The following is a 20,741-nucleotide window of genomic DNA, read 5'->3' as shown; positions in this document are numbered from 1 at the left end:
ACAATCACTGCGCGGTTGGTTTCACCATCGCATTGGCAGGCTTATGCTGCGCCAGATATTGCTGCTGGAAAATGCACATGCGGATGGTGTTGCGATATTCGCCGTTGATGAAAAACTCGTGCTTGAGCACGCCTTCCACCTCAAAACCCAGCTTGGTGTAGATGTGAATCGCCTTCTTATTCTCCTGATCAACAATCAGATAGAGTTTGTAGAGATTCAGCACCGAAAAGCCGTAATCCATCGCTAACTTCGCCGCTTTGGTGGCTAAGCCTTTGCCCTGATGTGAAGGATCGATAATGATCTGAAACTCAGCGCGGCGATGCACGTGGTTAATCTCGACCAACTCCACCAGACCGGCTTTGTGCCCATCATGCTCGACCACGAAACGACGCTCGGTTTGGTCATGGATATGTTTGTCATACAGGTCTGAAAGCTCGACAAACGCTTCGTACGGCTCTTCAAACCAATAACGCATCACGCTCGCGTTATTATCTAATTGATGCACAAAGCGTAAATCTTCCCGCTCCAGCGGACGTAACTTAACCGTCATACGGTTTTCCTTGTTGTTGAATGTTGCTCCACGATGCGGCCTTGCGCCATGCGTGCCGCGCGATCGCACATGTGATCGATCACATCGGGATCGTGGCTGACCAGCACCATGGTTAAACCATCTTTCTGTTTCAGATCGTTCAGCAGGTTGAGGATCTCGGCCTGCACCGACATATCTAGCGCTGAGGTCGGCTCATCCAGCAGCAGAATCTTCGGTTCCAGTAGCAGGGCGCGCACAATCGCCACGCGCTGACGCTGACCGCCTGAAAGCTGATGCGGATAGCGATCCGCCAGCGCCGGATCCAGTCCGACATGGCGGAACCCGGCATTAATACGGTCGTCGATATTATCACGCTTGAGCATTTTTAGCGGCTCCGCCAGCGTGCGGCGCAGGCGATGGCGCGGATGCAGCGAGGCGTACGGATCCTGAAATACCATTTGCACATCGCGGCGCAGCTGTCCGGTAAACGCGTGGCCAGGCTGTACCGCGGTGCCCGCCAGCGACATGCTGCCGCTCCAGTGCGGATTCAATCCCGCCAGCACCCACAGCAGCGATGACTTGCCGCAGCCGGATGGCCCAACCAGACCAAAACACTCTCCGGCCGCGACCTGCCACGACACATCGTGTACCACGGTGCGCAGCTCGTAACCTTGCTTGTGCGATACGCTGAGGTTGGATAACTCAATCATAATTTTTCTCCAGCGCCGCGCGATCCAGTACCGGCAAACGCTCACCGTGCGTGGCCTTACTCGGACGACAGGCCCACAACGTGCTGGTGTAAGGATGGCTGGCGTTGGCCAGCTCGGCGGCCGGCAAGGTATCCAGCACCCGGCCCTGATACATCACCATCACGCGTTCGCAGTGTTCGGAAACCTGTTGCAGATCGTGACTGATCAGCAACAAACCCATGTTGCGCTGCTCCACCAGACGACGAATCAGCGCCAGTACCTGATCGCGCATCGCGTGATCGAGCGCTGACGTCGGCTCATCAGCGATCAGCAATGCAGGATCGGTAATCAGGGCGATCGCCAGCATCACGCGTTGACCCATGCCGCCAGAGAGTTGATGCGGATAGCGCTTCATTAACTGACGCGGATCGGGCAACCCGACGGCATCCAGCATCTCGCACACTTTTTCTTTGCGCTCGGCGCGGCTCAATTTGTGGTGCAGCACCAGCGGTTCTTCTACCTGCCAGCCGATAGTGCGCGTGGGATTGAGGGCGTATTTCGGATCCTGCATCACCATCGCCACTTTGCTGCCGCGCAGCTGGATCCAATCACGCTCGCGCAGGCTCAACGCATCGGTGCCGACAATCTGCAAGCGATCGGCCTGCAAATGCAGCGCAGGCGACAGCAAGCCCATCAGCGTGCGCGCGGTGAGGGATTTACCCGAACCGGATTCACCTACCAGCGCAACACGTTCGCGGCCAATTTGAAAGCCGATGTTATCGACCAACAGCGCATCATCGCTGCGAATCGTCAGGCCTTGTACATCAATTAACAGATCATTTGGCATGGCGAGTATCCAGTCGGTCACGCAGGCCATCGCCTGTCAGGTTAAACGCCAGGCTGGCGAACAGAATGGCACCGCCGGGTGCGGCAGCAACCCACCATTGGTCAAAGATCACTTTACTGCCTTCAGCCACCATCGAACCCCATTCGGCAGTGGGCGGTTGCACGCCCATACCGAGGAAGCCCAACCCGGCCGCTGAAAGAATAATGCCACCAAGACTCAGCGCGGCGCGCACTACCGCCGTTGGCATACACAGCGGCAGAATATGGCCAAACATCAGGCGCAAGCCGGTGATGCCCTGCATACGCGCGGCAGCAAGATAATCACTGCGGCGCAGCGCCAGCGTTTCTGCACGCGCCTGACGCGCAAACGGCGGCCAACTGGTGAGTGCCAGCGCCAGCGCGCCATTCATCAAACCGGGGCCGAGCATGGCGACCAGCGCCAGCGCGATCACCAGATTGGGTAGCGAGAGGAAGATATCGGTTATGCGCATCAACACGCGCTCGGTCCAGCCGCCAACGTAACCGGCAGTGATGCCGACCAGCAGGCCAACCGGAATGGTCAGTACCAGAATCAGTGACACCAGCAGCAGCGTCGGGCGCGCACCGTAAATTACGCGTGACAGTAAATCGCGACCAAAGCCATCGGTGCCAAACCAGTGCAGCGCCGACGGCGCTTGTAAGCGCTGTGAAATGATCTGCGCATTGGGATCAAACGGTGCCAGCAACGGCGCGAACAGCGCCATCGCCACCACAATCAGCACCAGCGTCAGACCGAGGGTGAGCGAGGTCACCCGCGCACGACGGCGGCGCGGGCGCAGCGTTTCGAGTTCAGAGAGTTGTTGAGTCATCGGGTTCTCGGATCGGTTAACCAGGTCAGGGCATCGGCCAGCGCATTGAGCAGAATAAAGCAGCTACCAATTAGCAAGGTCGAGCCGAGAATCGCCGGTACATCAGAGGAAAACAGTGCGTTAGTCATGTAGCGACCCACGCCAGGCCAGGCAAACACCGTTTCGGTCAGCACCGAACCTTCCAGCAGCGTGGCGTAGGAGAGGGCGATGACGGTAATCAGCGTGCCGAGCACGTTGGGGAAAATATGACGCAGCAGGATGCGACCACGGCTTGCGCCCTTGGCGCGCGCCAGAACCACATACTCTTTGTTGCTCTCTTCCAGCAGCGCCGCGCGCAGCAGGCGCGTAATGCCCGCCATCGCCAGCAGGCCGAGTATCACCACCGGCAGCCACAAATGGGCAATTGCATTGCGGAACATCTCGGGATCGCCGGACATCCAGCTATCGATCAGCACAAAGCCGGTTTTCGGCTCCAGTGTGTAAATCCAGATGTCATCGAGCTGGCCCGGCCCGGCGGACCAGTGCAGCACGGCGTAAAACAGCAGCAAACCCAGCAAACCGAGCCAGAACACCGGCACAGAGTAGCCGAGGAGCGAAACAAAGCGCGCCACGTTATCGATGAGGCTACCCGGTTTCCACGCTGCCAGCAGCGCTAAGGCAATGCCGAATACCGCGGCAAAAATCATCGCACAGGTTGCCAGCTCAATGGTGGCCGGAAAGGTGCGCATCAGGTCGGCGCTGACCGGCTGATTAGTGAGATGCGATAAACCGAGATCGCCGCGTGCCAGATGGCTGATATAGCGCCAGAACTGCACCAGCACCGGTTGATCGAGGCCGAGATCGTGGCGCACCTGCGTATAGGTGGCTTCGCTAGCGTGATCGCCAGCGATCTGTTGCACCGGATCAACAGGCGACAGGTGCGACAGCATAAAAGTGAACGCTAACAAACCGACCAGCGTCACCAGCAGCGACAGCAAGCTGGTGACGATGTGGCTAACACGTTGCCAGAGTGGCCGGGCGAACCCGGCCTGTGAAGCTGACACTGCCATTACTTAGAAACCTGCGAGTAATACACCATGTCCGGATTGATGCCTTGCACATAGCCTTGCAGATTGTCGCGCAGCGCAATCAAGTTTTTTGCCTGTAAGCCAATCACGTACGGTGAGTTCTTCAGCACTTCACGCTGCATCGCCTGATACAGCTCGACACGCTTGTTCGTGTCGCTCTCCGCGGTGGCCGCCAGCGTTTGCTTGTTCAACTCGGGTGTATGCCAGTCAGAACGGTAGGCGATGGTTTTGCTGCCATCTTCCGGGTTGTAGGCGAAGGACGCGGCGTTGGTATTGGGATCGAAATAGTCTGCGCCCCAGGCGTTCAGGGTGGCTTCGTATTTGTGCGCTTTCACGCGGGTAGAGACTTCTGAGCTAAGGCCAGGCTGCACTTCAACTTTCACGCCGCCTTTGGCGAAGCTGCCCTGCAATGCCTGGGCGATGTCGAGGTACGGCGGTTGGTTGCTGGTGGACAGCGTAAAGCTAACATTGGTCAGGCCGGCTTTCTTCAGAATGGCTTTGGCTTTCTCAGGATCGTAGCTGTATGGCGTGTCGTTGATTGCGCCAAGGAAGCCTTTCGGCAGGAAGGTCTGATGCACGTCGAACTGGCCTTTCAGCAGATCGTTGGCGATACCTTTATAGTCGAACAGGTAACGAGCCGCTTCCCACAGCGCCGGATTCTTCAGCACTGGATTTTCACCCACGTTGAACTGGATGTAATAAAGCGACGCCATGGGAATCGCTTCGGTCTTCACGCCCGCTTTGCCTTTCAGCGAGGCGATCTGATCAGCACCGAGGTTACGCGCAATATCCACATCGCCCTGTTCCAGCAGCAGACGACGCGCAGCCGGTTCCGGTACGTTCTTGATCAGGATGTTTTTCAGCTTCGGAGCGCCCGCGGGAGAAGTCGGGTTAGCCGACAGCAGAATCGCTTCATGTAGCACGACTTTACGAATCTGATACGGGCCGCTACCGGCAGAGTGAGTCCCGAGCCATGCGTGACCAAAGTCACCATTCTTCGCGTTGGCTTGCGCGGTTTTCTCATCAACAATTGAAGAGACCGGCGCAGAGAGCAGGCTGAGAACATAGGCCGGACTGACGTTAGCGCTCCAGCTGATCTGCACGTGGTTGTCATCTACCTTCTTCAGGAAGGTATCGACGTTGTCTTTATTCCAGCCGAGTTGGGTAAGAATAAAGGAGGGATCGAGATTCAGTTTCACCACGCGACCCAGCGAGAAGATCACATCTTCCGGACGCAGCGGATTGCCGCTGGCGAACTGCGCGCCTTTGCGCAGCTCGAACGTCAGGCTGCGGTTATCGCTGCCCGCTTGCCATGACGTGGCCAGCGTCGGCTTTAAGTCGATGGGATTAGTGGGATCGGACTGAACCAGACGCTGATAAATGTTAGTGAACGCTTGCACTGTGGTCAGTTCAAAGCCCTGAGCGGGATCGAAGCTATCAGCATCATCCGTTGACTGGGCAATCACCAGGGTATCTTTTGGCGTCGCTGCCTGAACAGAGAAGGCAGCTACCAGCGATAACGCCAGCAGTGAGGGAATAATTTTTTTCATGTGTTGTTTCCTTGCCTAAAAAAAGTAACGCGAGTTTACGAGAGCGCAGCAACGAAGAATAGTCATTTTCAGGCTATGCATATGCATTAATGATCTAAGCCGAAGGGTTCAGTTATAAGGGGTGTTGTCGATTTAAAGCTGTTTGCCCGGTGCGCATAAATGCGCCTCCTACAAATGCTCAGCGATATTGTCGAGGCGCCATTAACGGCGACCGGAATAGTTAATATCAACCCAACTACAACGAAATTTAAATGGTTAGTGAGTTACAGATAATTAACTTTACTTCGTTACTTCCCGGAATATAATAGCCGCAATTTCAAAGCAGGAGAGTTCAGTTGGACAGTCACCCTTTTAGATGGCAACACAAGGCAAGCTGACGCGCGAACTTTTTTGTCGCTGCTTGCCAACATGGCGGGCAGCAATCCTCCCTTTCTGATGATTGTTCCCTGAAAAACGACACTGTCGCGTGCTTTAGCGCGTGGGAATATCATCATGCACATGATTTTTAATACACTTTTCCCTCCACCTCGATACGCGCGCTGAACCTCAGCGTGCTGATTTTCTCTGCGAGCCAGGCAGCGTTCCGCTGTTCGGCTGCGTAGTATTTACCATCGTCATTATTTATTACTCGTTATTTAACGAGCGACTCTTTTCGTCTTTGATTTCCGGGAGGTGATATGGAAATTCCCGACAGGTTATTTTTAATTTAATTAAGCATTGCCGTTAATTTAATTTGTGTGCCATGCACACAGGGATTTTTATTGCCGTAAATAAGAGGAATGTCATCATGACTGACATGAAACTCAACCAGAACAAAAAAGCCTGGAATACCACGCGCCAGACACGTCAAAAAACACCACGTTACCTGATTGAAGATGAGGCCGGTTTCACTGCCGACGAAACGCTGGTGCGTTTGCGCAGCGACGCGCTTGGCCTGAGTGAGCGTGAAGCCGAGGCGCGCTTAGGTGTGTATGGTCGCAATCAGGTTGAACACGACAAAGCGCCACCGGCTTTAGTGCAGTTGCTGCAAGCATTCAACAATCCGTTTATTTATGTGTTGATGGCGCTGGCATTAGTGAGCTTTTTCACCGATTTCTGGCTGCCGCTGCGCCGCGGCGAGGAGACCGATCTGACCGGTGTCATCATCATTGTGACGATGGTAACGCTCAGCGGTTTGCTGCGCTTCTGGCAGGAGTTCCGTACTAATAAAGCGGCGCAGGCACTGAAATCGATGGTGCGCACCACCGCCACCGTGCTACGTCGTGAATCAGCACAGCACGCACCGCTGAAACAGGAAGTGGATATCGCCACGCTGGTGCCTGGCGACATCATCTACCTTTCAGCAGGGGATTTGGTGCCTGCTGATGTGCGCCTGCTCGATTCGCGCGATCTGTTTATCAGCCAGGCGATTTTAACCGGCGAATCGCTACCGGTTGAGAAATATGACGTTACCGGCCACGTCACCAGCAAAAGCAGCGGTGCCAGCGAGCAGGGCTCATCGCTGCTGGAACTGGGCAGCGTCTGCCTGATGGGCACCAACGTTTCCAGCGGCAGCGCGAAAGCGGTGGTGGTGGCGACCGGTAGCGAAACCTACTTCGGTAGCCTGGCAAAATCGATAGTGGGTAATCGCTCACAAACCGCCTTTGACCGCGGTGTAAACAGCGTGAGCTGGCTGCTGATCCGCTTCATGTTGGTGATGGTGCCGGTAGTGCTGTTGATAAATGGCTTAACCAAAGGCGACTGGCTGGATGCTTCGCTGTTTGCGCTGGCGGTGGCGGTAGGCTTAACGCCTGAAATGTTACCGATGATTGTCAGCTCGAATCTGGCGAAAGGCGCCATCGCCATGTCGCGGCGTAAAGTGATCGTCAAACGCCTGAATGCGATTCAAAACCTTGGCGCGATGGACATCCTGTGCACCGACAAAACCGGCACATTGACCCAGGACAATATCATTCTTGAACATCATCTGGATTGTGCTGGCGTGGAAAACTCACGCGTGCTGATGCTCAGTTGGCTCAACAGTCATTATCAAAGCGGCACGCTGAACCTGATGGATCGCGCCATTTTGCAGTACGGCAAAAACCGCGTTAGCGAGGCGGTGGGCGACAGCTACATCAAAGTGGATGAACTGCCGTTTGATTTCATCCGTCGTCGCGTTTCGGTGGTAGTACGCGATCGTCGTCTGAATCAACAGATGCTGATCTGCAAAGGCGCGGTGGAAGAGATGCTGAGCATCGCGACCGCCGAGCGCGAAGGCAAGTTGGTGCAGCCGCTGAACGAGACGCGCCGTGCAGAGTTGTTGGCGCTGGCGCATCAATATAATGAGCAAGGTTTCCGTGTATTGCTGGTGGCCAGCCGCGTGCTGGATGAGCCGGGCTTACAGCAGCCGTTGAGCGTGGCGGATGAGCAAGGATTAATGGTAGAAGGACTGCTCACCTTCCTCGATCCACCGAAAGAGAGCGCTGCCAAAGCCATTAGTGCGCTGCATGATAATGGCGTCAGCGTCAAAGTGCTGACCGGCGATAATCCGGTTGTCACTGCGCGCATTTGCCAGCAGGTGGGCATTGATAGCAGCGCGATCCTTACCGGTGACCAGATTGCTTTGATGAGCGACGAGCAGTTGGCGGTAGCTGCTGCACAAAGTTCGGTGTTCGCTAAACTCACCCCGCTGCAAAAATCGCGTCTTGTGAGTACGTTGCAGCAACTCGGTCACACCGTTGGCTTCCTGGGAGACGGCATTAATGATGCACCGGCGCTGCGTGATGCTGATGTGGGGATTTCTGTCGATAGCGCGGCGGATATCGCGAAAGAGTCTTCCGATATTATCCTGCTGGAAAAAGACTTGATGGTGCTGGAAGAGGGCGTGATGAAGGGACGCGAAACCTTCGGCAACATCATTAAGTACCTGAACATGACCGCCAGTTCTAACTTCGGTAATGTCTTCTCGGTGTTGGTGGCGAGCGCCTTTATTCCGTTCCTGCCGATGCTGGCGATTCATCTACTGATTCAGAACCTGATGTACGATCTGTCTCAGCTGGCGTTGCCATGGGACAAAATGGACCGCGAGTTTCTGCGCAAACCGCGTAAATGGGATGCACGTAATATCAAACGCTTCATGCTGTGGATTGGACCGACGTCGTCGATTTTCGATATCACTACCTTTGCAGTGATGTGGTATGTGTTTGCGGCGAATACGCCAGAAATGCAGTCGCTGTTCCAGTCCGGCTGGTTTATTGAGGGCTTGTTGTCCCAGACGCTGGTGGTTCACATGCTGCGCACGCAAAAGATCCCGTTTATCCAGAGCCGTGCGGCGCTGCCGGTACTGCTCACCACCGCTTGTGTGATGATCGCCGGTATTTTGCTGCCGTTCTCACCGCTGGGCGCGATGGTCGGTTTAGTGCCGCTGCCGTGGACCTACTTCCCTTGGCTGGTGGCAACACTGCTGGGTTATTGCGTGGTCGCGCAAGGCATGAAAATGCTCTACATCAAGCGCTTTGGTCAGTGGTTTTAAGTACAGGGAGGTGAAATGCGCAACCGCAATCTCAATAAGGTGGTGTTCCATCTGCTGCTGATGATGGTGATCATCGTGGTGTTATCGCTGGTATTTCGGTAATCGTTTTAAGGGCAGGTTCTTCTGCCCTTTTCTTTACGCTTCGTCCGTCTGGTAATAGGCAGCGGCTGGCGTTTAAAGGTAACAGACATAAGAGAAACGTGTTGATTGAGTAATGCGTGGAAGTCTAAGTGGATTACTCTAAAAGATGCAAAAAATCGCCTCTCTATATATGTATGCATAAATACACAACTTACGAAAACGCAACAAAATAAACGCAGGGTCGTCATTTATGGCGACCTATTAGCGCTTAGGTCACAAGGATTTAACGATTATTTAAGAGGTTAACGTTGAGGATTTATTCATATGAATAAAATAATTAAAACTTTTAGTTGAATAGCTAAATACTTTTGTGAGCCTTGCCGCACTAATCAGACGCCGATATCTGGCTTTCGATAGTTATTGATAAACATCAAACAAATAACGTCTGGCTCCTCGCTATGATGCGTGCTGTTTCAGATGAGGTGCGCGTAATAAGGTGAAGCCAACAACACGCATCGGGATAGGGAAATTCAGCCTGGACAGATGGTACAGAATGATGCGTTATACTATTAATTCCTGCCTGATTTTTGACACCATAGACGGCTCGTTAACGCCGTGTGACGGCTCCTCATCTGATAGCCATCTTTCTATTACTGCCAGTTCGTTATTGCATTTTTTTCTACAAAATACCGGGGTGGTTAATCGAGAAGAAGTGCTTAAGCGCGTGTGGGACGATCAAGGACACACCTCGTCAAACAGCAATCTAAATCAATATCTGAGTATGCTGCGTAAAACATTCCGCCTTTACGGCATTGATAACGTGATTGTGAGCATTTCACGCGGCAATCTTCAATTGAACCCGTCTGTCATCATCGAAATACTGCCCTCTTCACCCGTTGCTTTACCCGATATGATGCTGAGGAAAAAAGAGTCACCTTTCCAGCAATTCGGCGAATTATCCTCTCCAGCCGGTTGGAATATCGCCAGTGCAACACTGTTGAGCCTGGCTTGTATACTCATGATGTTCACCTATTATGGGAAACTCAGCCCACCCGCAATAACGTTGACACCTTTATCATCTAAGCAATGCGATTTATCTGTCGTCGAGGAGATGTTGGCAACATTTAATCAAACTCCCTATGTCAAAAATTTTAATGCGGTGCGGCAAACGCTTAATATTGAGTGTCAGCCCGGTCGGAAGTTTATTTTTTTCTATGATGATAAGCTGCAAAAGGAGGGACTTGGCCGCGTGTTTTTAGCCCACTGCGCTAAACAGAAGAGCAATGTTTTTAGTTATTGCGATAACTATTTCTATTACGCATGGAAACCCACGTGAAATTTGCACCTCGCCCACTCTTTATCGCCTCTACATGCGTGGCCGTTGCGGCCTTGCTCATTTCAGGTTGGGATTATTTATCTGCTCAACGAGCAAACGAGTTAAATTGTTCGACCAAAGCGGTTATGCATTTTGAAGGCATGCAGTATCAAAACGTCAATGCAAATGTACATTTTAATTTTCGTGAGCAGGGTAAAGGATCACTGATTGTTGAGGGCTACACCCACTCCAATTCAGGATCGCTATATTTACAACGCTATGTTTCTTTTCGTTATTCAAGCCAACGCATTTCACCCGCTGAAAGGCATTATCGCATCGTTCAGTGGCAAGCTAGTGCCTCATCAATAGATGAATCTCCCGATGTGATTTTTGACTACTTTATGCGCGAGATGTCCGACAGCCATGACGGTCTTTTTCTCAATGTACAAAAGCTCAACGAAAAAGCGGTGCTTATCGGAACAATCAATTCTCCTCTGTTTATCTGCGCGCTGAAATCGGGTAGCTAATTTAGCGCAAACACCTCCTTTTGCTGCGGCTCAACTCCTCGCAAATAAAACGTTTCTACTCACTCATAGTCACTCTTCGTCGATCCCGGCGAAACAATGATTTTGTCCACACTTTTGCCCGCAGCGGCGAACCATTGTTTATCACTTAATCAGCATTCAAATAACAACGCAGATAAGCCGTGCAATCCGCGTTTTTTACACGTAGCAAACCTACCTAAAGTCCCCGCTAAAACAGCATTAATAAATAAAAATACGGTTTAGAAAATAAAATATCAGCACGTTAATCTAAATATCAACCTAGGGTGGATTTAAATTCCGTTAATCGCTGTGTTGCCTATATTGGGTTCCGAACCGCTAACGACGGTGTGACTGCGGCCAGTGGGGCGCTCAATGACCAAGAGGAAGGTGTTATGGGTGATGCATTAGGGCTGATTGAAACCAAAGGATTAGTCGCTTGCATTGAAGCAGCAGATGCAATGTGTAAATCCGCCAATGTGCAGCTGATTGGTTATGAAAATGTCGGTTCGGGGTTGGTTACCGCCATGGTGAAAGGCGACGTCGGTGCAGTGAAAGCCGCTGTGGAATCCGGTGTCGAATCTGCTGAGCGGTTGGGTGCGGTGGTGACCTCGCTGGTGATTGCCCGGCCCCATAACGACATCAATAAAATTGTTATCAAACATAAAGCTTAAGCGGGAGAACGCAAATGGGAGATGCATTAGGTCTGATTGAAACCAAAGGCTTGGTGGCCTGTATCGAAGCGGCGGATGCCATGTGCAAAGCCGCCAATGTAGAACTGATCGGTTATGAAAACGTCGGTTCAGGTCTGGTGACTGCCATGGTGAAAGGGGATGTCGGCGCGGTAAAGGCGGCGGTGGATTCTGGCGTGGAGTCTGCACAGCGCATCGGTGAAGTCGTCACCTCATTAGTGATCGCGCGTCCACACAACGACATCAACAAAATCGTTATGCAGTACAAAGTGGCTGAATAAAGGGAATAACCATTATGAAAGAAGCTCTCGGGTTGATTGAAACCAAAGGTTTAGTGGCCTGTATTGAGGCCGCTGATGCGATGTGCAAAGCCGCCAATGTTGAATTGATTGGCTATGAAAACGTTGGATCTGGCCTGGTGACGGCGATGGTGAAAGGCGATGTGGGCGCGGTTAATGCCGCAGTAGATTCCGGTGTCGAAGCGGCGAAACGCATTGGTGAAGTAGTCACTGCTCGTGTTATTGCGCGCCCACATAACGACATCGAAAAAATCGCGGCGCAGCACAAAGCCTGACGCATTCCACTCTTTGTGCGCTGATGAAGGATTGACTCATGATGGAACTGGACCGCGACTTAAGCTCCCGCCAGCAGGTGCGGGAGTTAGTGCGCAAGGCGAAAATTGCTCAGGCGCAATTCGCCACGTTTACTCAGCAGCAGATTGATAATGTCGTAGAACACATTGCCCGCCATGCAGCTCAGCATGCAGAAGCCCTGGGGCGCATGGCCTGCGAAGAGACCGGCTTCGGCAACTGGCAAGATAAAACGCTGAAAAATCAGTTTGCTTCATTGCAGGTTTTCGAGGCCATCAAATCGATGAAAACCGTGGGTATCATCCATGAAGATACCGCGAAGCAGGTGATGGATATTGGCGTACCGTTGGGCGTAATTTGCGCGCTGGTGCCTTCAACTAATCCGACCTCCACTATTTTTTATAAAACGCTGATCGCGCTCAAAGCCGGCAATGCCATTGTGTTTTCACCGCATCCCGGCGCACGGCAATGCAGTTTACGTGCGATTGAAATTGTCACACAGGCAGCAACCGAAGCCGGCGCGCCTGCGGGAATCGTCAGTGGACTAAGCCAACTCACCCAGGAAGCCACTTCTGAGCTGATGCACAGCAAGGAGATTTCACTGATTCTCGCCACTGGCGGGGAGGGCATGGTGCGAGCTGCTTATGCTTCGGGGACGCCAACCATCAGCGGTGGCCCGGGCAATGGGCCCGCATTTATTGAACGCAGTGCCAATATCCAGCAGGCCGTTGCGGACATCATTACCAGTAAAACCTTCGACAACGGGGTTATCTGCGCCTCTGAACAGTCAATCATCGTTGAGCGGTGTATCTATGGCGAAACGCGACGCGAATTAGAAACGCAGGGCGCCTGGTTCATGAATGCCGATCAAGCGGCAAAAATGGCGGCATTACTCCTGCGCGCTAACGGCACCATCAATCCTCAAGTGGTAGGCAAAACCGCACTGGTGCTGAGCAACATGGCGGGATTCAGTGTGCCGGCGACTACGCGCGTATTAATTGCTGAACAAAACGAAGTATCACGTACCAATCCTTATGCGCGCGAGAAATTGTGTCCGGTGCTGGGAATGTATGTCGAAGAAGATGGACAACATGCCTGCCAGCGCGTGGTTGAGCTACTCACTAACGAAGGCGTTGGCCATACCTTAGTCATTCATACCCGCGACCCGCAGATCGTGCGGCAATTCAGCCTCGAAAAGCCGGTGCACCGCATTCTTATCAACACGCCTGCGGCCCTGGGTGGCATCGGCGCAACCACCAATATCATGCCCGCTCTGACACTCGGTTGTGGCGCAGTTGGTGGTGGTTCCAGCTCTGATAATGTCAGTCCGCTTAATCTGATCAACATCCGCAAAGTGGGTTACGGCGTACGTTCGATCAACGCTTTGCGTCCGCCTGAATCCCACATCTCTGTGGCGATACCTGAAACGGCAACCGTGAAAGCTTCACCAGCGAGCATTTTTGATGATGCACGTTTTACGCAGAGTGGGGATGACCAACGCTTTGTTTCAGCGATACCACCGCCTGCGCCTTCGGGAGAGGTCAGCGCGCAACAGGTTGAACGCATCATCCGCCAGGTATTGGCAAAACAATCGACGGCAACTTTCTGAATTAAGGCGATAAAACGATGATTCTCGCAAAGGTTACGGGCCATGTTGTTGCTACGCAAAAGTGCGATGCGCTGCGCGGTAGCAACTTATTGCTGATTAGCGCATTGGGCGATGATCAACAGGTGATATCGGACCGAAGCTGGGTTGCCGTCGACATTGTGGGCGCAGGGATGGGTGATGTGGTATTGGCTGAAAATTACGTTGCCCTGAGCAAAGAGCAGTACAAAGCGATGTCGGTGGTCGCCATTGTCGAGAAAGTGTTTCGTGAGGCAAGGGAGTGAATCAACCATGAGGGAATTTCAGCTAAAGCCGCGGATTCAGTTCGGCAAGGATGCGCTGGCGCAACTGAGCGGGTTACCGGCTCTGAATGCGTTGTTGGTGACCGATCAAGCCATGGTACAGCTCGGTTATGCGCAAAAAGTCACTCAGCTATGGCAGCAACAAGGCACCCGCTTTCAGGTGTGGGATGACGTAAAGGCGGATCCCGATGTCGCCACCGTGGCGCGCGGTGTTGCGCTGATGGAAAACCACTATCCACAACTCATCGTCGCCTTGGGTGGTGGGTCGGTGATTGATGCGGCGAAAGCAGTGCTGTTCACGCTGGCCAATGATGTCTCGGCACCGAAGCGTGAGCGCCCGTGTTTTGTCGCCATTCCAACGACCAGTGGCACGGGATCGGAAGTTACTGCGTTTTCTGTAGTCAAAGCGCAAGGGGAAAAACTGGTGTTGGTTGATAGCGAAATGCTGCCCGATATCGCCATTCTTGACCCCGCATTTGTTGCCTCAGTGCCGCCCGCTATCACCGCCGATACCGGCATGGATGTGTTATGCCATGCGCTTGAAGCTTACGTCTCGATTCACGCCAGTGATTTCTCCGATGCGCTGGCAGAGAAAGCGGTTCAGCAGGTGTTCAGCTATTTACCGTCCTGCTGGCGCAACGGTGAAGATACATTCGCCCGCGAGAAAATGCATAACGCCTCTTGCATGGCAGGTATGGCTTTTACCAATGCATCACTCGGCATCACCCATAGCCTGGCACATGCGCTTGGCGGAGTATTTGGCATCCCACACGGACGTGCTAACGCCCTATTAATGGGGCATATCGTGGCGTGGAACGCGGATTATGCAGGCAGTTGCGACAACGTTGCGGCACAGAAATATGCGCATCTTGCACGCCTGCTTGGATTACCGGCAGATAACGCACGGCAGGGCGTACGCAGCTTGCTACTGGCTATTCGCGCCATGCAAGAGGAGATGACATTGCCGCTCGGCATCGAGGCGTTAGCAGTAGACGCGGAGCAATTTGAGCAGCAATTGTCGGCGCTGGCCCATCAGGCATTGCGCGACAGTTGTACCCCGACAAACCCACGCAAGCCGGATCTGGCCGCGCTTATCGCTCTGTTACGTCAAGCATGGAGCATTGATGCCAACGTTCTGCGTGCTCAGGAACATTAAAAAGAACATCAGGAGATCCTCATGTCACATTACAGCCCTACGCCACGCATAAAAGTACTGGCGGAACGTTTACTTAGCCAAAAAAGCACCCTGTGTTCTGAGCATGCGGCTTTGCTGCATGCCATTGATAGTCAGGTAAGTGGTGTGCTGCGGCTGTTAAACCCGCACGCCGTTTCTATGAGCTGGTGCGTCAGATGCCCGCGACGATCGAAGCCGATCAGTTGATTATTGGCAATGCGACGTGTAAGCCGCACGGTTCACTATTTCATGATGAAGCTACCCGCAACCGTCCTTCGGTGTTCCAGTTCTTAAGCCTTGATGGGCTCCCTGTTTCACCGGATTACAAGGTGGTTATTGAGCAGGGCGTGCTGACCATGCGTAATAAGCTGGAAAAACAGTGCGAAGCGCTAAGCAGTAGCATTAGCCGCAGCAGTATCGATGAAGCCAATGCCTGCCGTGCCGCGATATATGCCTGCGATGCATTAATCACATTGGCAAAGAATCTCGCCGATCAAGCTGATACGCGAGTTATCACCGAACAGAACAGCTATCGCCGGGCTGAGCTGCGTGAAAGTGCCGAGATATTACGGCATGTGCCTGCGCAGCCTGCGCGAAGTTTTAAAGAAGCCTGTCAGGCTTTCTATCTGTTTCAATTGGCAGTGCTGATGGATAACGGCGAGTATGCCGTCAATCCATGTGGTGCTGACAAAGCTCTCTTCCCTTGGTATCAACATGATGTGGAAAGCGGAAAAATCAGTGTGCAGCAGGCATATGAGATTGTTGAAAGCCTGTGGTTCAAGCTGGCTGAGCTGAGTGAGGTGCGCGTTGAGCGTGCCATTCAGGGCTATCCGATGTTTGATGCAATGCTGTGTGGCCACGCGATCGATGATAACGCTATCGCTATCAATGAACTCTCCTCACTATTCCTAAGCGCCCAGCAGAATCTCAGCGCACTGAATCTGCCCGTACGTCTGTTCCGCGGCACGGCTTCAATAGAAAGCCCTATCGCCGCTACTGACGAAATGCCCGTAATGGAAGGCTTATCGCCACGCATGCAGCGTTTACGTAACCATTATTTGCAGGCGCGTCCGAGTGTCTCCATCTATAGGGCGTTGGCTTTCACCGAGGTCGTCAAAAATAATCCGGGGCTGCCGGTGGTGTTACAGCGTGCAAAAGCCTTCCGTCGTGCCTGTGAGACTGCGCCAATCCTGATACAAAATGATGAGCTGATTGTCGGCCATCCGTGCGGTAAACCTCGAGCAGGCGCCTTTTCACCCGATATCGCCTGGCGCTGGGTGCGCGATGAGCTCGACACCATGGGCACACGTCCGCAAGATCCTTTCGTCATCAGCGAAGCGGACAAGAAAACCATCCGTGAAGAGATTGTCCCGTTCTGGGAGGGCCGCTCGCTGGATGAAATCTGCGAGGCACAATATCGTGAAGCGGGCGTTTGGTCTTTCAGCGGTGAAACTTTTGTCAGCGATCTTTCCTATCACCAGATCAACGGCGGTGGCGACACTTGCCCAGGTTACGACGTACTGCTGTTTACCAAGGGGATGAACGGGATTAAAGCTGATGCGCAAGCGCATTTGGCTACCCTGAGCATGGAAAACCCTGAGGATATCGATCGCATCTATTACTACAAAGCGGCGATAGAAACCTGCGAAGGGGTAATGAGTTATGCTCAACGTATTGCATCTCATGCACGCGAACTGGCATCGACAGAATCAAACCCTCTACGACGCACTGAGTTGTTGACGATTGCCGAGGTTAATGAAAATGTCCCCGCCAATCCGCCTAAGACCTTGCAGGAAGCGTTGCAAAGCATCTGGACGGTGGAGTCTCTGTTTGAAATTGAAGAGAACCAAACTGGGTTATCTCTGGGGCGCGTCGACCAATATTGCTACCCGATGTTTGCGGAAGATATCCGCACCGGTCGACTAACGGCAGAATCCGCAGTCGAAATGCTGCAGGCGTTCATTATCAAATGTGCTGAGCTGATGTGGATGTCCAGCGAAGCCGGCGCCAAGTATTTTGCCGGTTATCAGCCGTTTATCAATCTGACAGTAGGGGGGCAGAAGCGCACCGGCGGCGATGCCTGTAATGATTTGACCTATCTGATTATGGACGCCGTGCGTTTTGTGAAGGTTTATCAGCCTTCATTGGCCTGTCGTATTCATAATCAGTCGCCGCAAAAGTACATGGAAAAAATCGTTGATGTCGTAAAAGCCGGTATGGGTTTCCCAGCCTGCCACTTCGATGATTCTCATATCAAAATGATGCTGCGCAAAGGTTTTGATTTTGAAGATGCGCGTGATTACTGCCTGATGGGCTGCGTAGAGCCGCAAAAATCAGGACGTATTTATCAGTGGACTTCAACCGGCTATACACAGTGGCCGATTGCCATTGAGTTTGTGCTAAATCGCGGTCGTATGGTGCTGTTTGACAGTTATCAGGGACTTGATACCGGAGAGCTCAGCGAGCTGAAAACCTTCGAACAATTTGATGCTGCGGTAAAAAAACAGGTAGCGCATATTGTGCGTTTGTCTGCAGTAGGCACGGTTATTAGCCAGCGCGTCCATCGTGAAGTCGCGCCCAAGCCGCTCATGTCATTGCTGGTGGAAGGTTGTATGGAGAGCGGTAGGGATGTGGCCGCGGGCGGGGCGATGATCAACCACGGCCCGGGGCTCATTTTCTCTGGTTTGGCGACGTATATTGATTCCATGGCTGCAATTCGCAAACTGGTTTACGAAGATCGTCAATACACGTTGGAACAGATGCGCGATGCGATGTTGGCTAATTTTGTCGGCTACGATGCGTTGCGCCGTGACTGCCTGAATGCGCCAAAATATGGCAACGATGACAAAAATGTCGACTTACTGGCCCTGGATATTACCGAATGGACGGAAAAAGAGTGCCGGCAATATCAGATGCTGTATTCAACATTGAGTCACGGAACGCTATCTATTTCCAATAATACGCCTATCGGCGAACTCACTAACGCAACGCCGAATGGTCGACTGGCCTGGATGCCGCTATCAGATGGCATTAGTCCAACGCAGGGTGCGGACAAGCAAGGTCCTACTGCGGTGATCAAGTCTGTCAGTACCATGAATGTTGAGACCATGAATATTGGCATGGTGCATAACTTTAAATTCCTCAAAGGATTATTAGACACCCCGGAAGGACGCCAGGGATTGATCACCCTGCTACGCACGGCTTCTATCCTCGGTAACGGGCAGATGCAATTCAGCTATGTCGATAATGAAGTGTTGAAAAAAGCACAGCGTGAACCGGAGAAGTATCGCGATTTGATTGTTCGCGTAGCGGGATATAGCGCTTACTTCGTTGAACTGTGTAAAGAAGTTCAGGATGAAATTATCAGCCGCACGGTAATAGAGAAATTCTAGTTCTAAAAGGAATGAATGACAGGGATGTCTAACAAGGAGTGTATTATGGAAGCAGCGGCAGAATTAAAAGGAAGAATATTTAATATTCAGAAATACTCTATTTATGATGGCGAGGGTATTCGTACTCTGATTTTTTTTAAAGGCTGTAATATACGCTGCCCCTGGTGCGCAAATCCTGAAGGATTGGTGAAAGCTTTTCAAGTGATGTTTTCACGTGAGAAATGCATTGATTGTGGTGATTGCGTGAGTGTTTGTCCCGCAGGTGTTCATCAAAATGTTGAGGGTAGACATGTTATCGACCGCTCAGCTGAGTGCATTGGTTGCCGGAAATGTGAAAACATCTGTACGCAACGTGCATTAGATATTCTGGGTAAAGATGTCACCGTAGCAGAGTTGATGGACATTATTATGCAGGATTATGATTTTTATCTTTCATCCGGTGGTGGCGTCACTATTGGTGGTGGTGAAATGAGCCTGCAAACCGATTTTGCTGTTGCGCTCTTCACTGAATGTAAAAAGTTGATGATTAATACAGCGGTGGAAACGCAAGGGACAACGTCACTGGTTAATTATGAAAAGTTAAAGCCAGTAACAGATACCTTTCTGTTCGACCTTAAACACATAATCAGTGCGCAACATAAGGTTTTATTCGGCATTGGCAATGAATCCGTGCTGCGTAATCTTGAATGGTTAGTGGACTCAGGTGCAAAAGTTATCGTCAGAATGCCTTTGGTTCGTGGTTACAACGATTCCTACGATGCCATAACAGGAGCAATTAATTATATTTCTGGACTGGCAAAACGCGGCAATATCTTACGAATTGATATTTTACCTTATCACCAATTAGGTAAGGCGAAGTATGAACGGCTGGGGATGGATTATCCCATTCATCACGATCCCTCTTATAGCCAGCAAGAGCTGCAACGCCTGGAAGTGTTCCTGAAGAAATTTGAATTTGATATTCGCTTAGTTCGGCATTAATCGGAGGCGCAATGAACAGTTTGGGCATTATTGAAACGATAGGTTTGGCTGCGGCAATACAGGCAGCTGATGCCGCCTGTAAAGCGGCGAATGTGAACTGCATTGGTTATCGCACGGTAGGATCTGGTCGAGTGAATATCTGCTTTGTTGGCGAAATCAGTGCCATCCGTACTGCCATTGAATATGGCATTAGCGTTGTTAAAAGCGAACAGCGGCTTGCATCGCTAATCATTGCTCGTCCGGAAGAAAGCGTGGTTGCGGCTTTACAAACCTTAAAGGGCAGGGGGTTTTATTTGACACATAAGCCTGCTGTTTTTAAAGCAGCGGTTATGCCAGAAATCACGCGTTCTCATGAGAATAAAGAGCAAAAAGTGTCCATTAAGAAAGGACAGAAATCATGATGGATGCCCAAGTTTTACAGCGTATTGATGTTCATCTTTCAAGATCTAACGCCTTGATACCGGTCGGCATTTCTAATCGTCATGTTCACTTATCGCGTGAAGATGTGGACATTTTATTTGGTAAGGGATACCCGTTAACTCCGTGTAAACCTTTGCGGCAACCGGGGCAATTTGCTGCGCAAGAAACCATTACGGTCGTGGGGCCAAAAGGTTCGCTGCAGCACGTACGTGTACTTGGGCCTACTCGCTCTGCATCACAGTTGGAACTCTCCCGTGCTGATTGCTTTGCGCTGGGTATCAAAGCGCCGATAAGGGAATCAGGGGCATTGGACAACGCGGGCAATGCATTGCTCATCGGTCCGGCAGGCCATGTTGAATTACGGTCTCAGGTGATTTGTGCCTGGCGGCATATCCATATGTCACCGCTGGATGCGAGCAGAATGAATGTTATCCATGGGCAGCAGGTCAGCGTGCGATCTCAGGGCAAGCGCGGCTTGATCTTCGAAGCCGTGATTGTACGCGTCGATGAAAACTTTGTTCTTGAGTGTCATCTTGATATTGAAGAAGCCAATGCCGCAGGTTTGAGCAACGGCGAGATGGTGACGTTGGTGCAATGAAGAGGATG

18 protein-coding genes and 1 pseudogene are annotated in these 20,741 nt (G+C 52.0%); 13 read left to right on the top strand and 6 right to left on the bottom strand.

Annotation, left to right across the window (positions count from 1 at the left end):
- Nucleotides 1–4: 4 nt before the first annotated feature.
- From speG to ACRQ84_RS10335, 6 genes are read right to left on the bottom strand one after another with little or no spacing between them, the layout of a single operon-like run.
- Nucleotides 5–550 (bottom strand): spermidine N1-acetyltransferase, encoded by a 546-nt coding sequence (speG, locus tag ACRQ84_RS10360; protein WP_064739621.1) that lies wholly within the window; start codon nt 548–550, stop codon nt 5–7.
- Entirely contained in the window at nt 547–1,239 is a 693-nt protein-coding gene (locus tag ACRQ84_RS10355; RefSeq protein WP_483815997.1) for an ABC transporter ATP-binding protein, read from the bottom strand. Before ACRQ84_RS10355 ends, speG begins: the two co-directional genes overlap by 4 nt.
- Nucleotides 1,232–2,065, bottom strand: coding sequence for an ABC transporter ATP-binding protein (locus tag ACRQ84_RS10350; RefSeq protein WP_483815996.1), 834 nt, complete (start codon nt 2,063–2,065; stop codon nt 1,232–1,234). The genes ACRQ84_RS10355 and ACRQ84_RS10350 overlap by 8 nt, the downstream gene beginning before the upstream one ends.
- The gene (locus ACRQ84_RS10345; RefSeq protein ID WP_064739618.1) at nt 2,055–2,912 is read right to left on the bottom strand and encodes an ABC transporter permease; all 858 of its coding nucleotides are present in this window, start codon (nt 2,910–2,912) and stop codon (nt 2,055–2,057) included. The genes ACRQ84_RS10350 and ACRQ84_RS10345 overlap by 11 nt, the downstream gene beginning before the upstream one ends.
- Complete coding sequence (locus ACRQ84_RS10340; protein WP_483815995.1) at nt 2,909–3,961, bottom strand: ABC transporter permease; 1,053 nt, start codon at nt 3,959–3,961, stop codon at nt 2,909–2,911. Before ACRQ84_RS10340 ends, ACRQ84_RS10345 begins: the two co-directional genes overlap by 4 nt.
- The gene (locus ACRQ84_RS10335) at nt 3,961–5,529 is read right to left on the bottom strand and encodes an ABC transporter substrate-binding protein (RefSeq protein WP_064739616.1); all 1,569 of its coding nucleotides are present in this window, start codon (nt 5,527–5,529) and stop codon (nt 3,961–3,963) included. The genes ACRQ84_RS10340 and ACRQ84_RS10335 overlap by 1 nt, the downstream gene beginning before the upstream one ends.
- A gap of 787 nt (nt 5,530–6,316) precedes the next feature.
- On the opposite strand from ACRQ84_RS10335, the gene mgtA reads away from it, so the two are divergent.
- The 13 genes and pseudogenes from mgtA to ACRQ84_RS10270 all read left to right on the top strand — a co-directional run bounded on the left by mgtA (nt 6,317) and on the right by ACRQ84_RS10270 (nt 20,733).
- A complete protein-coding gene (gene mgtA, locus ACRQ84_RS10330; RefSeq protein ID WP_483815994.1) occupies nt 6,317–9,040 on the top strand; it encodes a magnesium-translocating P-type ATPase in 2,724 nt (907 codons plus the stop codon).
- A 637-nt stretch (nt 9,041–9,677) separates the two neighbouring features.
- On the top strand, nt 9,678–10,457 hold the full coding sequence (locus ACRQ84_RS10325) for a winged helix-turn-helix domain-containing protein (protein WP_483817914.1): 780 nt from the start codon (nt 9,678–9,680) through the stop codon (nt 10,455–10,457).
- On the top strand, nt 10,454–10,963 hold the full coding sequence (locus ACRQ84_RS10320) for a FidL-like protein (RefSeq protein ID WP_483815993.1): 510 nt from the start codon (nt 10,454–10,456) through the stop codon (nt 10,961–10,963). The genes ACRQ84_RS10325 and ACRQ84_RS10320 overlap by 4 nt, the downstream gene beginning before the upstream one ends.
- A gap of 410 nt (nt 10,964–11,373) precedes the next feature.
- Nucleotides 11,374–11,652, top strand: a complete 279-nt coding sequence (locus ACRQ84_RS10315) for a BMC domain-containing protein (RefSeq protein WP_064739612.1) — start codon at nt 11,374–11,376, stop codon at nt 11,650–11,652.
- A 14-nt stretch (nt 11,653–11,666) separates the two neighbouring features.
- A complete protein-coding gene (locus ACRQ84_RS10310; RefSeq protein WP_064739611.1) occupies nt 11,667–11,951 on the top strand; it encodes a BMC domain-containing protein in 285 nt (94 codons plus the stop codon).
- 14 nt (nt 11,952–11,965) lie between these two features.
- Complete coding sequence (locus ACRQ84_RS10305; protein ID WP_064739610.1) at nt 11,966–12,244, top strand: BMC domain-containing protein; 279 nt, start codon at nt 11,966–11,968, stop codon at nt 12,242–12,244.
- Between the two features lie 38 nt (nt 12,245–12,282).
- On the top strand, nt 12,283–13,869 hold the full coding sequence (locus tag ACRQ84_RS10300) for an acetaldehyde dehydrogenase (acetylating) (protein ID WP_483815992.1): 1,587 nt from the start codon (nt 12,283–12,285) through the stop codon (nt 13,867–13,869).
- A gap of 17 nt (nt 13,870–13,886) precedes the next feature.
- The gene (locus ACRQ84_RS10295; RefSeq protein ID WP_064739608.1) at nt 13,887–14,150 is read left to right on the top strand and encodes a EutN/CcmL family microcompartment protein; all 264 of its coding nucleotides are present in this window, start codon (nt 13,887–13,889) and stop codon (nt 14,148–14,150) included.
- A 7-nt stretch (nt 14,151–14,157) separates the two neighbouring features.
- Complete coding sequence (locus tag ACRQ84_RS10290) at nt 14,158–15,324, top strand: 1-propanol dehydrogenase PduQ (RefSeq protein WP_483815991.1); 1,167 nt, start codon at nt 14,158–14,160, stop codon at nt 15,322–15,324.
- A gap of 21 nt (nt 15,325–15,345) precedes the next feature.
- Nucleotides 15,346–18,734, top strand: a pseudogene (cutC, locus tag ACRQ84_RS10285) (choline trimethylamine-lyase).
- A gap of 45 nt (nt 18,735–18,779) precedes the next feature.
- Complete coding sequence (gene cutD / locus ACRQ84_RS10280; protein WP_483815990.1) at nt 18,780–19,715, top strand: choline TMA-lyase-activating enzyme; 936 nt, start codon at nt 18,780–18,782, stop codon at nt 19,713–19,715.
- A gap of 11 nt (nt 19,716–19,726) precedes the next feature.
- Complete coding sequence (locus ACRQ84_RS10275) at nt 19,727–20,116, top strand: BMC domain-containing protein (RefSeq protein WP_483815989.1); 390 nt, start codon at nt 19,727–19,729, stop codon at nt 20,114–20,116.
- Nucleotides 20,113–20,733, top strand: coding sequence for a phosphate propanoyltransferase (locus ACRQ84_RS10270; protein ID WP_064739603.1), 621 nt, complete (start codon nt 20,113–20,115; stop codon nt 20,731–20,733). Before ACRQ84_RS10275 ends, ACRQ84_RS10270 begins: the two co-directional genes overlap by 4 nt.
- The last annotated feature ends 8 nt before the right edge of the window (nt 20,734–20,741 follow it).

The sequence above is a fragment of the Pantoea sp. E2023-21 genome (assembly GCF_051302795.1).
GTDB classification, from domain to species: Bacteria; Pseudomonadota; Gammaproteobacteria; order Enterobacterales; family Enterobacteriaceae; genus Pantoea; species Pantoea ludwigii_A.
Note: the sequence above shows the minus strand (reverse complement) of the source record. Positions and strands in the feature narration are given on the sequence as shown.